Below are 13,596 nucleotides of genomic sequence, written 5' to 3' on the forward strand. Positions count from 1 at the left end.
GGTCTCTGATTAGGTGGCGGATTGTAGGCCTTTGGCCCATTGGCTCAGCTCTTGCAGGGGCCTGCTTTGCTGGGCCTGCGACGCATCGCGCAAATCTTTGATGGTGACCTGTCCCTGCGCCAGTTCGTCCACGCCAAACACCAGCGCGTAGCGCCCGCCCGAGGCGTCGGCCTTCTTGAACTGCGACTTCAAACTGGCCATGCCCTCGGCCCCGGCGGGGTGCATTTGCACCGAGATGCCTGCCGCGCGGAGTTGCTCCAGGCTGACCATGACGCGCGGAGCATCCTTGGCATCACCCACGATGGCATAGGCGTCCAGCGGCGCCACAGCCTCGCTAGCACCCGTCTCTTTGAGCAGCTCCAGCACACGCTCCACGCCCAAAGCCCAGCCCACGGCCGGAGTGGGCTTGCCGCCGATCTGCACGATCAGGTCGTCATAGCGGCCACCCGCACACACGGTGCCCTGGGAGCCCAGGCGATCGGTGACGAACTCGAAGACCGTCAGGTTGTAGTAATCCAGTCCCCGCACTAGGCGTGGGTTGATGCTGTAGGCCACGCCATTCGCATCGAGAATGGCCTTGAGCCCTTCGAAGTGCGCCAGCGATTCGGCACCGAGAAAGTCCAGCAGGCGCGGCGCCCCCGCAACCATCTCTTGCATCGTCGGGTTTTTGGTGTCCAGAATACGCAGCGGGTTGCTGTGCAGCCGGCGCTTGGCGTCTTCATCGAGCAGCCCGGCATGTTGCTCAAAATAGGCGATGAGCTGGGCGCGGTGTAGCGCACGCTCCGCCGGCTGGCCCAGGCTGTTGAGTTCCAGCCGCACATCGGTGAGGCCAATGGCCTGCCATAGCGCAGCGGCCAGCAAAATCACCTCGGCATCAGTGTCCGGGCCACCAAAGCCCAGCGCTTCCACGCCGACTTGGTGAAACTGGCGGTAGCGCCCGCGCTGCGGCTTCTCGCGGCGAAACATCGGGCCCATGTAGAACAAGCGCTTGCCACCGTCATACAGCAGGTTGCTTTCGATCACGGCGCGCACCACCGCAGCGGTCCCCTCGGGGCGCATGCTCAGGTGTTCGGCCTGGCCGTGCTTGTCCGAACGGTCTTCGAAGGAGTACATCTCCTTCTCAACAATGTCCGTGACCTCACCAATGCCGCGCACGAAGAGCGCGGTGTGTTCCAGAATGGGCGTGCGGATGTTGCGGTACGCATAGCGCAGCATCAGTTCACGCACCGTGGCTTCCAGAGCCTCCCATCGCGCCGACTCCGGCGGCAGGATGTCATTCATCCCCTTCACGCCCACCAACTTTTCCGCCTTGCGCGAAACGACCTTCTCATCCATATGCATTCAAATCAAGTGTTTGGGGTAGATTGCGTAAAGCGTTGCCGAATGTAGTCTTCGACCACCGTCTGGAATTCAGCGGCAATCGCATTGCCACGCAGGGTCATGCGTTTCTCGCCATCAATAAAGACCGGTGCGGCCGGCGCTTCGCCGGTACCCGGCAGGCTTATACCGATGTCTGCGTGTTTGCTTTCACCGGGGCCATTCACGATGCAGCCCATGACCGCAACCTTGAGGCTTTCCACACCAGGATAGACCGAGCGCCAGACCGGCATTTTTTCACGCAAAAAATCATCAATCTGCTTGGTGAGTTCTTGGAAGGTGGTGCTCGTGGTGCGTCCGCAACCTGGACAGGCTGTGACACTGGGAACAAACTTGCGCAAGCCCAAAGATTGCAGAATCTCGGAGGCCACCACCACCTCCTGGGTCCGCGCCTCGCCAGGTGCGGGGGTCAGCGACACCCGAATGGTGTCACCAATGCCATCTTGCAAAAGCACCGCCAGTGCCGCGGTGGATGCCACCGTGCCTTTGGTGCCCATACCCGCCTCAGTCAGGCCCAGGTGCAGGGCATAACGCGAACGCTGGGCCAGTGCCCGGTAAACCGCGATCAGATCCTGCACGCCACTTACCTTGCAGGAAAGAATGATTTGCTCTGCAGGCAAGCCAATCTCCTGGGCACGTTGCGCAGACTCCAAGGCCGAAACAATCAAGGCTTCGTACATTACCTGCTTCGCGTCCCACGGAACGGCACGCTTGCTGTTGTCGTCCATCAGGGACGCCAACAGCTCTTGGTCCAGACTGCCCCAATTCACGCCAATGCGCACCGCCTTGTCCCACTTCACGGCGGCCTCAATCATCTGGCCAAACTGCTTGTCGCGCTTGTCGCCCTTCCCCACGTTGCCGGGGTTAATGCGGTATTTGGACAGTGCCTGTGCGCAGTCAGGGAATTCACTGAGCAAACGATGGCCGTTGTAATGAAAATCACCCACCAACGGCACATCAATGCCCATGCGATCCAGTTGATTGCGGATGTGCGGAACTGCCTCTGCGGCCTCAGGTGTATTGACGGTAATGCGCACCATCTCCGAGCCCGCCAATGCCAACTCCTTGACCTGTATGGCGGTACCAATAGCGTCCACGGTATCTGTATTGGTCATGGACTGGATGCGAACAGGCGCACCACCACCAACGGTCACAGTTCTTCCACCCCAAACCACGCGAGCCTGGAGAGACTCCCTCAACTGGGGGGTAACGATGGGTATAGGAAAACCACTTTGCACTACTTCACCTCAAATCGCGCAACATTGTCTTTGGCGAACGCGGTCAGGCTGAACGGTTTACCCTTGACTTCAACCTCGGTGACATCCGCACGCCCTACGACCACCGACAGAGGCAGTGCCCCTGAGATGCCCGCCGCATCACCTTGCACTAGATTTCTGCGCATCAAAACCACGCCTTTGGCATCGGTCACCTCCACCCAAGACGGCCCTTTGACACGGAACACCACTTGCTGCCCCGCAACGGGAGCAAGCGACGGCGCACTCGCGGGCTTCATCACCTCTGGCACGGCAACCGCCGCGGCAATGGCAACGGGAGCAGGCGCTACAGGCGCCGGAGATGCGGAAGCAACTGCTAGGGCCGCCTGCGCAGCAGGCTCCGCGGCAATAACAGATGGGACAGGAACATCGGGCACTGCATTCTGTGCGGATGGCACGATTAGAACGGATTCCGATGGTGCAGCGACTTCCTCAGGCGGGGCTTCCGTTTGCCACTCTGGGAGAAACACCACCACCAAGGCAGCCACCAACAAAAGCAAAACCACCAAAACTACAGGTTGCTTGAGGGCTGCAGGTATGGACAGGGAGCGATTTTCCCCCGCTGCATGGAATGGCGCGTTGATGCCCCCCTCGCTGGCTCCCAAGCGAGGCACGTGTTGGTGCGGCAGCCTAGAGAGTATCGGTGCAGGATCGATCTTCAAATTGCGGCAAACACTGGACGCAAGCGCCCGCACAAACACGGCATCGGGCAGCAAATCAAAACGGTCCGCTTCCAAAGCTTCCAACTTTTTGACAGGCACTTTCATGGATACCGCCAGCGCAGCCACATGCAGACCCGCCGTCTCGCGCGCAGCACGCAACAGGGCTCCCGCAGACGCCTGGGTTACCGGCTCATCCGCAGCAGAGGCCATATCCGCTGATTGCAAAGAGTTGCCCTCACTCATCAAATGCCCCACGTTCAAACAAAGTCGCTTCTTTGGATTGTGGAAAACGCTTGGCCAATTGCGCGCCCAATTGCGCCACGCCCTCCCGATTGCCCAGGCTGCGCTCCACCTTGGCGCCCAACCACAGGGACTCGGCATTGGCCAGCTCGCCGTTATTGATGCGACGGATGTAGAACTGGGCGCGCAAGTATTCACCACGTTGAAATAACACCAGCGCCAAGTTGTACCCAGTGACAGGGTTGCCCGCGTCCAGCTCATAGGCGCGCTGCAAACTAGCCTCAGCTTCGACACGCTGCCCAGCTTTCGCCTGACAAACACCCATGGTCATCCAGGACTTGGCTTTGTCTACATAACTGGGCTCGGCAATGGCATTCATGAATTGACGGTTAGCCTCCGCCATACGGCCTTGCTGGCATAACATCCAACCCAGGTTGTGGTGCACCGACGAAGCCTGGGGATTGATTTGCAAGGCTTTGCGAAAACTCTCCTCCGCCAAGGGGGCATCGTTTAAACGCATGTAAATGAGGCCGCGCAGGTTGTGAGCCTCTAGCAACGTGGGGTCGGCAGCAATCGATTGCTTCAACTCATCCAGCGCAATGGTGGTTTGGCCATTGTTGTAATAACCCACTGCCAGCTCCAGGCGAATGCGGGCCCGCTTGCGGGCTACGGTCTCGTCAGACTCCGTCAGCAAATCACTTCCAGGAGCCGCAGTCGGCGCACTAGAAGCACAGCCAGTGAGCGCCAACGCCAACAAGCCCAGCACAGCAAAGGCCGTCAAGCCACGCCGCATCCAGCGGGCAGGAAAAAGCAAATCAGGCATCGGTCCCCTTTGTCTGCTCGGTACGAGCAATGTCCATTACGGGTTGGAGCATAACGGTTCGCTGCTTGGACATGCGCTTCGCTACATCCGTACGGTCCTTGACATCTCCGGCCAGCTGACCGCACGCCGCATCAATATCATCACCGCGGGTCTTTCGGACCGTCGTCACAATCCCGGCATCACTCAGAATTTTGGAGAAAGCCTGCACCTGTGCGGCACTGGAACGCTTGAGACCAGATGCCGGAAAGGGATTGAAAGGAATCAGGTTGAACTTGCAAGAGACAGCAGGCCCATCCACAGGGCGCACCAACGCCAACAACTCGCGGGCATGGGCTGGCGTGTCATTGACACCATCGAGCATGCAGTACTCGAAGGTGATGAAGTCGCGTGGTGCAAACGCCAAGTAGCGGCGGCAGGCGTCCAGCAACTCGGATAGCGGGTATTTGCGATTCAGTGGAACCAGGTTGTCCCGCAAGGCGTCATTAGGAGCGTGCAGAGACACGGCTAATGCCACGGGGCAATCGGCGCCCAGACGGTCCATCATGGGAACCACGCCGGAGGTTGACACCGTAACCCGGCGGCGTGACAGCCCATAGGCGTTGTCACTGAGCATGACCTGCAGCGCGGGAACCAGGGCGGAATAGTTTTGCAGCGGCTCACCCATGCCCATCATCACCACATTGGAGATAACGCGCTGGCTCGCACCCAGATGCTTGCGCAGGAAGTGCTCGGCAAACCACAGCTGCGCAATGATTTCACCCGTCGTCAGGTTGCGACTGAAACCTTGGTGGCCGGTCGAGCAGAAACGGCAGCCCACAGCACAGCCAGCTTGCGAGGAAATACAGAGGGTGCCACGATCATCTTCGGGGATGAACACAGCTTCCACCGCATCACCACCCCCAACATCAAACAACCATTTGATCGTGCCATCACCCGAAATATGTTGGGTGATCACGGCAAGCGGTTTCATTTCCGCACAGGTTTTGAGCTTTTCGCGCAAAGACTTGGCGAGGTCACTCATATCATCAAAGGATGAGGCGCCTCTTTGGTGAATCCAGCGAAACAGCTGGGTGGCTCGGAATCGCTTTTCTCCGAGCCGCTCACAAAAAGCGGCCAATCCCTCAAGATCGAATTCAAGAAGATTGGCCGTCATTGCATGTCTTAGCGGGAGTAAACGTTCAGGCCAGCGAAGAAGAAGGCGATTTCGGCGGCAGCAGTTTCTGCAGCATCGGAACCGTGCACGGCGTTGGCGTCAATGCTGTCTGCAAAGTCAGCGCGGATGGTGCCGGCATCGGCCTTCTTAGGATCGGTGGCACCCATCAGGTCGCGATTTTTCAGGATGGCGTTTTCGCCTTCCAGAGCCTGGATCATCACGGGGCCGGAGATCATGAAATCCACCAGATCCTTGAAGAAAGGACGTGCTTTGTGCACGGCGTAAAAAGCTTCTGCTTCACCGCGGGACAGGTGAGCCATGCGAGCAGCCACTACCTTCAGGCCAGCCGCTTCAAAGCGGGCGTAAATTTGACCGATCACGTTCTTGGCAACTGCGTCGGGCTTGATGATGGAGAGAGTGCGTTCGATAGCCATAGGATTCCTGTTATGAATGAAGAGACATTTGCCCCAGCAGAAGCAAAGCGCTGGATTTTACACTGTGATTAGCGGTTTCGGCCGCCTCTGCGCTGCCCGCCTTGCCCACCACGGGGTCGGCCAGCAGCGTCTTGGCGCTGGCGAGAGAAACTGTCTGCACCGATGTAGCCAAATGCCGTTTTCATGGGGTCTGGCTGAGCACCGGCCTGGCGATCAGAGGGCTTGTCCTTGCGTCCACTGGCGCCACGACCAGGATTGGCACCAGGGGTGGGTCCGGCCTTGGGATACGACGGCCCACGGCCACCCGTAGAGCGCCCGCGGGCGGGATTGCGGTTACCCGTCGCCTTGGGGGGGCGACCTGCACCCTCGGCAGGACCGTCGGCACGCGGCCGCCCCGCGCCAGCCGCTTGTGCCAGGGCACGGATATCCGCGTCATCCAGCTCCATCCAGGCGCCACGCTTCAAGCCCCGTGGCAAGACCATAGCCCCATAGCGAATACGAATCAGGCGACTCACCGCATGGCCCACGGACTCCATCATGCGACGCACCTCGCGGTTGCGGCCTTCAGAAATTGTGACCCGGTACCAGCAGTTGGAACCCTCGCCACCGCCCTCTTCGATAGACCCAAACTGCGCCATACCGTCATCGAGTTGCACGCCGTCCAACAAAGCCTGCTTTTCTTCCTTGTTCAAGGCGCCCAAAACACGCACCGCATATTCGCGCTCCAAACCAAATCGGGGGTGCATCAGGTTGTTGGCCAGCTCGCCTGAGCTGGTGAACAACAACAGCCCTTCGGTATTTAAGTCCAAACGCCCCACAGACTGCCACTTGCCCTGTTGCAGTTTGGGCAGCTTGCGGAACACGGTGGGTCGGTTCTGGGGGTCGTCATGCGTGACCACCTCGCCTGCAGGCTTGTGGTATGCAATCACACGGGCTGGTGGCGGATCAATGCGATAACGGATCGGCTTGCCATTCACCTTGATGCTGTCACCAAACTGGATACGCTGGCCAATGTGGGCCGGTTCGTTGTTGACCGAAATGCGCCCCTCCAAAATGAGCTGCTCCATCTCCAGGCGCGAGCCCATGCCGGATTGCGCCAGCACCTTGTGCAGCTTGGGCGTTTCGGCCTGCGGCAGCAGCACCCGCTTGGGAGGCGCCAACTCTTCCAACGCATCGTCCGCATCAAATTGGCCAGACACCACATCTTCAAACCGGTACACGGGGCTAACGCCGGCAGCAGCAGACGATCCAACTGGGGCTGGATTCAGACTCTCTTCGTGAGACTCCATGGGCTGCTCGGCAGCATCAGAGGGCATGGATTCAGGGGCTTCATTCATGTGGGGGACCCATTTCAGGTTCGGGGGTAACTTGCGCGTCAAGAGACATGGTCATTTGGGGACCCGCATCGTCCACTGCGGGCATGGAGATCGTCGCGATGGTGGGCTCTTTCATGGCAGATGCCAAATGCCCAAATGCATCGCCCGCCTGCGCGGGATGGTCTAACAGGGGCAATTGGTCCAGAGAGCCCAAACCAAAATCGTCCAAAAACTGCTTGGTGGTCGCAAACAAGGCGGGCCGACCGGGCGCTTCGCGGTGACCTATCACCTCCACCCAACCACGATCTTCCAATTGTTTGATCAACAAGGAACTGATGGTGACACCGCGGATGTCTTCCATATCACCGCGCGTTACAGGCTGCCGATAGGCAATGATAGCCAGGGTTTCCAGCGTGGCGCGCGTATATTTCGGCGGTTTTTCAGGGTGCAGACGATCCAGGTATTCCCGCATTTCGGGACGACTCTGGAACCGCCAGCCGGTCGCCACACTGACCAACTCCATGCCGCGTCCTGCCCAGTCATTGCGCAGATCTTCCAACATGTGTTTGATGGAATCCACGCCAATCGCTTCCGCAAACAACTCCCGCATGTTTTTCAGCGGCAAAGGTTGTTGGGCACACATCAGGGCGGTCTCCAGGACCCGCTTGGCATCGACCATGTTCATAGTCAGGGCGTTTCGAAAAAGTCACCAGCAAATTGAGCGATCACAGTGATCGTCGTTGGCAAACAGCGCGTCGTCAGCGCTTGGGTGGCAGGCCACAAGCGATGGGCTTGGACCTATCAGAGTCCTCCCGGACCTGCGCCTGCATTGTAACTGAGCCCCCACAAAGCCAAAAGCGCAAGAAAATCAACGGCAGGCTCCGCATGGAATTCTTGCCACACACCGGTGACCGGATGGTGAAACGCCAGGCGAAACGCATGCAAAGCCTGCCGCTCCATGCCGGGCTCGGGGCTGCCACCGTACAGCGCATCACCCACCAAAGGGTGCCCCAGTGAGGCCATGTGGACACGGATCTGGTGCGTGCGCCCGGTGTGCAAAGCACAACGCACCCAACAGCCCGCCACCGAGTTGGCAAGCCAAAACACATCCGTCTTGGCCAGCTTGCCAGAAGAAACAGAAAGATCCACCACGGCCATGCGCAGGCGGTTGCGAGGATCGCGTCCGATGGGCTTGTCCACCGTAACTTGCGCAGCACCCTTCCAGGGGCGTTGCGCCAATGCCAGGTACTGCCGACTGACCTCCCGGGCCGCAATCGCTTTGACCAGCACGTCCATAGCAGCACGCGTACGGGCCACCACCATCAAACCACTGGTGTCTTTGTCCAGACGGTGCACGATACCGGCCCGTGGCACGCTCGCAAACTGTGGGTCCCTGGCCAACAGCCCATTGAGCAGGGTTCCGCTCCAGTTGCCTGGTGCGGGGTGCACCACCAGGCCTGCAGGTTTGTTGATCACCAGCACATGGGCGTCTTCGTAGACGATGTTCAAGTCCATGGGCTGGGCTTTGAAGGCCTGGCTCTGCTGCGTAGGCCGAAGCTCTACGGCGATGACATCACCCGCCTTAACACGCTGCGCGGGCTTGGAAACCGACTGCCCGTTGAGGGAAACCGCCCCGCCATCGATCAGCTGCTGCAGATAATTGCGCGAAAACTCACTCGCAGCCTGAGCCAAGGCACGGTCTATACGCTCACCGTGCTGGCCGGGGGTGACCTCCACACTGCGGAGCTCGACCTCAGAGACCCCATCCAGAACCTCGTCTTCCGAATCGGGTTCACTGGAGTGCGTCGATATAATTCCGCCGGTCTGATTCAAGAAGGTCCCCAAGATGCTACGTGTGAAATTATCGGTCGTTTATGCCTTACTCATGGCGGCCGTATCGCTGGTCGTAGCCGGATGTTCGTCCGCACCGATCGACAAGACCGCAGGCATGAGCCCCAACCGTCTGTATGCAGAAGCGAAAGATGAAATGGGCTCGTCCCAATGGGACAAGGCCGTTCCCCTGCTCGAAAAACTGGAGGCCCGTGCGGCTGGTACGCCCCTGGCGCAGCAAGCCCAGCTGGACAAGGCCTATGCCCACTACAAGGCAGCGGAGCCTGCACAAGCGTTGGCAACACTGGACCGCTTCATCAAGCTGCACCCCGCCAGCCCGGCGCTGGACTATGCCATTTACCTCAAGGGCATCATCAATTTCAACGATGACCTGGGACTGCTCTCCTCCATCACCCGGCAAGACCTATCCGAGCGCGACCAGAAAGCGGCCAAAGAGTCGTTTGAATCCTTCAAGGAGCTGGTAGCACGCTTCCCCGATTCACGGTATGCACCAGACGCACGCCAGCGTATGGCCTACATCGTCGGCTCCCTGGCGCAGTACGAAGTCCATGTAGCCCGCTACTACTACAAACGCGGTGCCTATCTGGCTGCGGCCAACCGGGCCCAACAAGCGGTAACCGACTACCGCGATGTGCCTGCCATCGAAGAAGCGCTGTTCATCCTGTACAAGTCGTACGACGCATTGGGCATGGAACAGCTGCGTGACGATGCCAAACGGATTCTCGAAAAGAACTATCCCCAGTCGGATTACGTGCTCAAGGGAGAAAAGTCGAATACGGATCCGTGGTGGAAGGTTTGGTAAGCGCCCACAGCGCCTGCTGAAACTCACTGGCTTCACTCAGCACAGGCATACCGGGCAGGCTGGCCAATAAGGTTCGGCCATAGCCCATTTGCAGCAACCGCACATCGCAAATCACCAGCACACCGCGATCCGTCTCGCGGCGAATCAAGCGCCCCACTCCCTGTTTCAACGCCATGGCCGCTTGCGGCACTTGGTAGTGCGTGAAGGCACTCTTGCCCTCCGTCTCCAACTGCAGGCAGCGGGCCTCCACTACTGGGTCATCAGGCGGCGCGAAGGGAATTTTGTCAATCACCACCATCTGCAGGGCGTCGCCCGGCACATCCACGCCCTCCCAAAACGATCCTGTGGCCACCAGGATGTAGCCAGAAGCCGCATCCTCCGTAAAACGTGCCAATAACTCACGTTTGGAAGCCTCGCCTTGCAAGAGCACCTGGATGCCACCCTTTTTGGGCAGACGTGCACGCAGCACCTGCGCAATACGCCGCATGGCACGCAGCGTGGTGGTGAGCACCAAGGTTCTACCGTGCAAAACCCCACTGGCCTGCGCAAGCAACTCAGCCACCTGGTCACTATGACGCGGGTCTGACGGTTTGGGAAAAACAGTCGGAATGTAGAGACGTGCTTGGCGCGCATAGTCAAACGGACTGGGAACTTGCAACACCCGCGCGCCGTCAAGACCGTGTGCAGTCACGAACGAAGCCAACCCCGCGTCATGGCCCAGGGTGGCCGACGTAAAGACCCAGGCAGGTCCGATCTGCGCTTCCGCCCGCTGCGCTGCACGCTCACGCAATGCATCGGCAATGGTCAGTGGTGACTCCAGCATCCGCAGGCGCACCCCACATTCAATCCAGCGCACACCGCCCGCAGGCGGCGGTTGGATGAAATGTGCCAGCCGCTCGGCCAATGCCATGGCGCGCGCATACAAGGCAGAAAGCTCCGCGGCCGCTTCTGCCACACCCGCCACAGCTGCAATCGCGGCCGACAAGGCCACCTCCACCTGGGCCAGTGTCTGGCGCCACCGCACAGGTGCAATACCCTGGGGTGCATCTCCCACCCAGCGCAGTCGGGTCTGCGGCTCTGCCGGCGCCTGGCAGACCAGTTGCCACTCCGCCAAGGCCCCTTCCAAGCGCATGGCCAAGTCTTGCCAATCGGCAAAACCCCGCGCGTGCAGCAAGCCCACAGTCACCAAGTCACGCCCCCAGGCGAGCAACTGGCCAGTGCCCAACTGGCTTCCCAGAAACTGAATACCAATCTCGTTGAGTTGGTGCGCCTCGTCAAACACCACGGCATTGACAGTCGGCAATAGCTCGGCCACACCCGACTCCCGGACATTCCAATCGGCAAAAAACAAGTGGTGGTTGATCACCACCACGTCTGCCGCCATGGCTTCGCGGCGTGCCCGGTACACATGGCAACTATGGAACTGCGGACACTGGGCACCCGTGCAGTTGTCGCGCGTCGAAGTAACCTGGGGGATGACTGGCGACTGCTCGTCCAGCGCCGCGAGTTCGGCCAAATCACCACTGCGGGTGCTGATTGCCCACACCTCTACCGACGCCAAGGCCCGCAAGTCCGCAGGACGTTGCAACAGGCCTGTATGCCGCGCCTGCCCCAGGCGACTGAGACAGAGGTAGCTGGCTCGGCCTTTGAGCAAGGCGACGCGGGATGGCAAACCCAGGGTCGACAGCAACTGGGGAATGTCCCGGCCAAACAGCTGGTCCTGCAAGGCTTTAGTCGCTGTTGACAACAGGACACGCCCGCCACTCAGGAGTGCAGGCAGCAAATAGGCAAACGTTTTTCCAATACCAGTGCCAGCCTCCACCACCAGCACACCACCCTGCTCCAGCGTCTGCGCTACGGCATGGGCCATGGCGCGCTGGCCCTCACGGGGAGCAAAACCCTCGACCGCCCGCGCCAGAGGGCCCTCGGCATCCAGTGCCTGTGCCACGGCGTCGGTCAGCATCACCGTTCAGGCCGGTTCATCGGGCTGCAAAGCGCCCTGCAAGCGGGAGATCTCATCGCGCAAGGCGAGCCGCCGCTTCTTGAGCCGACGCATCATCAACTCGTCAGCCGGCGCCGACTCGTGTGCGCGGTCGATCAGCGCATCGAGATCGCCGTGTTCCATGCGCAACTCAATCAGGCGCCGCTGCGGGGAGTGGTGATTCGTTTCCAAAGGTAAATGGGGAGAAGTACGTGGTTAAATGGCGCAGATTTGCGGGGCGTCCACTCGATAATACGACCGGACTGCCGCCTTCCGGACCTATTCCGATTAATTGCCCACACACCATGGCCACCACTGGATACCGACTTACCGCCTCCACCGGCATCCACAAGGGTGACCGCGAATACCAGCAGGACCAGGTTGCGCTGCTCAAGCATCCGCGTGTGAATGGCTGCCTGCTGGCCATCGTGGCCGATGGCATGGGTGGACGCAGCGGTGGGCGCAAGGCCTCCGACCAAGTGATGATGACCGCCAAACAGCTGTTTGAGCGTTACGACCCGGACACCGATGACGCTGCGGCAACCTTGATGCAAGTGGTGCAAGAAGCCCATATCGTCATCAAACTCACCGCAATATCCTCCGAAGAAGAGCCACACAGCACACTGGCCGCATTTCTGATCAACCCCGGGGGCGACTGCCATTGGGCCCACACCGGCGACTCACGGGTCTACCAGTACCACGGCAACCGTTTCATCAAACGCACCATGGACCACTCCTATGTGCAAGCCCTGGTGAACCGCGGTGAGCTGACCGAAGAACAAGCCGCAGTACACCCACAGTCCAACATTCTGATGGGCTGCCTAGGTACCGAAAGCGACCCACCCGTCGACTTCCATTTCATTTCCAAACTGCGCCCTGGCGATGTGCTCATGGCCTGCAGTGACGGCGTCTGGCATTACTTCAACACCGGTGAACTGGGCTCTGTGCTGTCCACCTTGTCCGCACGCGAAGCCACTGAGTTTTTGATCGAAAAAGCGCGCTCCCGCGGCCATGGCGGAGGCGACAACCTCTCTCTGGTGGTGGTCAAAGTCGAATCGCTACACAGCTAGCCCCAAGCACCCGGCGCACGCCCGCCTACTGGGGCGTTGGCAAAGCGGGGGTTTTCTGCGTCGACTCACGCAAACGTTTCTCGCGCACAGCCCGGCGCTCTTGGGCAGCCCGCTGCTTGGCGGCATAGGCTTCGCGCAGTGATGCCTGCTCCCCAGCTGTTGGCGCGGCGGGCAAGGGTTTGCCGGCTGTATTGTTCACAGGTAGCACCTTGTGATGGGCTTGCTGCTTTTCCTGCTGGGCTTGAAGGCGATCAGCCGTCGTGTTGTCAGTCTGTTCCGCCGTACGCGCCTGACGGTCACGCTCTTTTTCGGCACTGCGCTGCAACTGCTCTTGCGCGCGTTGCTGGCGCTCTGCGGCGTTGAGGGACGCTTCCTGCCGCCTGAGCTCGCGGTCCAGCGTCCGGCGCTGGACCGCAATCTGGTCCACACAGGCCTGTACCGCAAAGCGGCTTTGGCAAGCCTGCTCTTGGCGGGAAAACTCAGCCTCGGCACGTGTTCGCTCCGCACTGATACGTTGGCGCTGCGCCTGCGCTGCCTCTAGCACCGGGGCGTCTGTTTGTGCCCAAACAAGCTGCGGCCCCAGGAGAACCGCAAGCACCCACAGCAGCCACAA

General features: G+C 60.0%; 15 protein-coding genes. 3 read left to right on the forward strand and 12 right to left on the reverse strand.

Translation table 11 applies throughout. The features are described 5' to 3' along the window. Positions 1–9: 9 nt before the first annotated feature. From hisS to C5F53_RS19690, 9 genes are all read right to left on the reverse strand, one after another. Positions 10–1,341 (reverse strand): histidine--tRNA ligase, encoded by a 1,332-nt coding sequence (hisS, locus tag C5F53_RS19650; RefSeq protein WP_370446758.1) that lies wholly within the window; start codon positions 1,339–1,341, stop codon positions 10–12. A gap of 5 nt (positions 1,342–1,346) precedes the next feature. After that, positions 1,347–2,615 carry a flavodoxin-dependent (E)-4-hydroxy-3-methylbut-2-enyl-diphosphate synthase gene (ispG, locus tag C5F53_RS19655; protein ID WP_105263106.1) on the reverse strand — a complete coding sequence of 423 codons (1,269 nt, stop codon included), beginning with the start codon at positions 2,613–2,615 and terminating at the stop codon, positions 1,347–1,349. After that, positions 2,615–3,556, reverse strand: a complete 942-nt coding sequence (locus C5F53_RS19660; RefSeq protein WP_315848456.1) for a RodZ domain-containing protein — start codon at positions 3,554–3,556, stop codon at positions 2,615–2,617. The genes ispG and C5F53_RS19660 overlap by 1 nt, the downstream gene beginning before the upstream one ends. Beyond that, complete coding sequence (gene pilW, locus C5F53_RS19665; protein ID WP_105263139.1) at positions 3,549–4,346, reverse strand: type IV pilus biogenesis/stability protein PilW; 798 nt, start codon at positions 4,344–4,346, stop codon at positions 3,549–3,551. Before pilW ends, C5F53_RS19660 begins: the two co-directional genes overlap by 8 nt. Positions 4,347–4,368: 22 nt before the next feature. Beyond that, positions 4,369–5,529, reverse strand: a complete 1,161-nt coding sequence (rlmN, locus tag C5F53_RS19670; RefSeq protein WP_105263107.1) for a 23S rRNA (adenine(2503)-C(2))-methyltransferase RlmN — start codon at positions 5,527–5,529, stop codon at positions 4,369–4,371. Between the two features lie 8 nt (positions 5,530–5,537). Further along, complete coding sequence (ndk, locus tag C5F53_RS19675) at positions 5,538–5,963, reverse strand: nucleoside-diphosphate kinase (RefSeq protein ID WP_105263108.1); 426 nt, start codon at positions 5,961–5,963, stop codon at positions 5,538–5,540. Positions 5,964–6,031: 68 nt separating this feature from the next. Beyond that, complete coding sequence (locus tag C5F53_RS19680) at positions 6,032–7,300, reverse strand: pseudouridine synthase (protein WP_105263109.1); 1,269 nt, start codon at positions 7,298–7,300, stop codon at positions 6,032–6,034. Next, a complete protein-coding gene (gene scpB, locus C5F53_RS19685; protein ID WP_105263110.1) occupies positions 7,293–7,964 on the reverse strand; it encodes an SMC-Scp complex subunit ScpB in 672 nt (223 codons plus the stop codon). The genes C5F53_RS19680 and scpB overlap by 8 nt, the downstream gene beginning before the upstream one ends. 116 nt (positions 7,965–8,080) lie before the next feature. Beyond that, positions 8,081–9,124: an RluA family pseudouridine synthase gene (locus C5F53_RS19690; protein WP_370446759.1), complete on the reverse strand. Its 1,044-nt coding sequence runs from the start codon at positions 9,122–9,124 to the stop codon at positions 8,081–8,083. A 1-nt stretch (position 9,125) separates the two neighbouring features. Between C5F53_RS19690 and C5F53_RS19695 the strand changes: the two genes are divergently transcribed. Beyond that, positions 9,126–9,932: an outer membrane protein assembly factor BamD gene (locus C5F53_RS19695; RefSeq protein ID WP_105263111.1), complete on the forward strand. Its 807-nt coding sequence runs from the start codon at positions 9,126–9,128 to the stop codon at positions 9,930–9,932. Here C5F53_RS19695 and C5F53_RS19700 read toward each other — a convergent pair. Continuing rightward, positions 9,886–11,895: an ATP-dependent DNA helicase gene (locus tag C5F53_RS19700; RefSeq protein ID WP_236635455.1), complete on the reverse strand. Its 2,010-nt coding sequence runs from the start codon at positions 11,893–11,895 to the stop codon at positions 9,886–9,888. The genes C5F53_RS19695 and C5F53_RS19700 overlap by 47 nt on opposite strands. Positions 11,896–11,901: 6 nt before the next feature. Next, complete coding sequence (locus C5F53_RS19705; protein WP_105263112.1) at positions 11,902–12,105, reverse strand: YdcH family protein; 204 nt, start codon at positions 12,103–12,105, stop codon at positions 11,902–11,904. Positions 12,106–12,218: 113 nt separating this feature from the next. Here C5F53_RS19705 and C5F53_RS19710 point away from each other — a divergent pair, with 113 nt between their 5' ends. Next, positions 12,219–12,983 (forward strand): PP2C family serine/threonine-protein phosphatase, encoded by a 765-nt coding sequence (locus C5F53_RS19710; RefSeq protein WP_105263113.1) that lies wholly within the window; start codon positions 12,219–12,221, stop codon positions 12,981–12,983. 25 nt (positions 12,984–13,008) lie between these two features. On the opposite strand, the gene C5F53_RS20295 is transcribed toward C5F53_RS19710, so the two are convergent. Next, positions 13,009–13,182 carry a hypothetical protein gene (locus C5F53_RS20295; RefSeq protein WP_161499961.1) on the reverse strand — a complete coding sequence of 58 codons (174 nt, stop codon included), beginning with the start codon at positions 13,180–13,182 and terminating at the stop codon, positions 13,009–13,011. Positions 13,183–13,197: 15 nt separating this feature from the next. On the opposite strand from C5F53_RS20295, the gene C5F53_RS20190 reads away from it, so the two are divergent. Next, entirely contained in the window at positions 13,198–13,524 is a 327-nt protein-coding gene (locus C5F53_RS20190) for a hypothetical protein (protein WP_146097402.1), read from the forward strand. The last annotated feature ends 72 nt before the right edge of the window (positions 13,525–13,596 follow it).

The sequence above is a fragment of the Rhodoferax sp. TS-BS-61-7 genome (genome assembly GCF_002943465.1).
Classification (GTDB): domain Bacteria; phylum Pseudomonadota; class Gammaproteobacteria; order Burkholderiales; family Burkholderiaceae_C; genus Allorhodoferax.

Bases quoted from the DNA above. Each gene is read 5' to 3' on its own strand.
- hisS (WP_370446758.1), bottom strand. From the start codon at position 1,341: ATGCATATGGATGAGAAGGTCGTTTCGCGCAAGGCGGAAAAGTTGGTG.
- C5F53_RS19660 (WP_315848456.1), bottom strand. From the start codon at position 3,556: ATGAGTGAGGGCAACTCTTTGCAATCAGCGGATATGGCCTCTGCTGCG.
- pilW (WP_105263139.1), bottom strand. From the start codon at position 4,346: ATGCGGCGTGGCTTGACGGCCTTTGCTGTGCTGGGCTTGTTGGCGTTG.
- rlmN (WP_105263107.1), bottom strand. From the start codon at position 5,529: ATGACGGCCAATCTTCTTGAATTCGATCTTGAGGGATTGGCCGCTTTT.
- ndk (WP_105263108.1), bottom strand. From the start codon at position 5,963: ATGGCTATCGAACGCACTCTCTCCATCATCAAGCCCGACGCAGTTGCC.
- C5F53_RS19680 (WP_105263109.1), bottom strand. From the start codon at position 7,300: ATGAATGAAGCCCCTGAATCCATGCCCTCTGATGCTGCCGAGCAGCCC.
- scpB (WP_105263110.1), bottom strand. From the start codon at position 7,964: ATGAACATGGTCGATGCCAAGCGGGTCCTGGAGACCGCCCTGATGTGT.
- C5F53_RS19695 (WP_105263111.1), top strand. From the start codon at position 9,126: ATGCTACGTGTGAAATTATCGGTCGTTTATGCCTTACTCATGGCGGCC.
- C5F53_RS19700 (WP_236635455.1), bottom strand. From the start codon at position 11,895: ATGCTGACCGACGCCGTGGCACAGGCACTGGATGCCGAGGGCCCTCTG.
- C5F53_RS19710 (WP_105263113.1), top strand. From the start codon at position 12,219: ATGGCCACCACTGGATACCGACTTACCGCCTCCACCGGCATCCACAAG.
- C5F53_RS20190 (WP_146097402.1), top strand. From the start codon at position 13,198: ATGGGCTTGCTGCTTTTCCTGCTGGGCTTGAAGGCGATCAGCCGTCGT.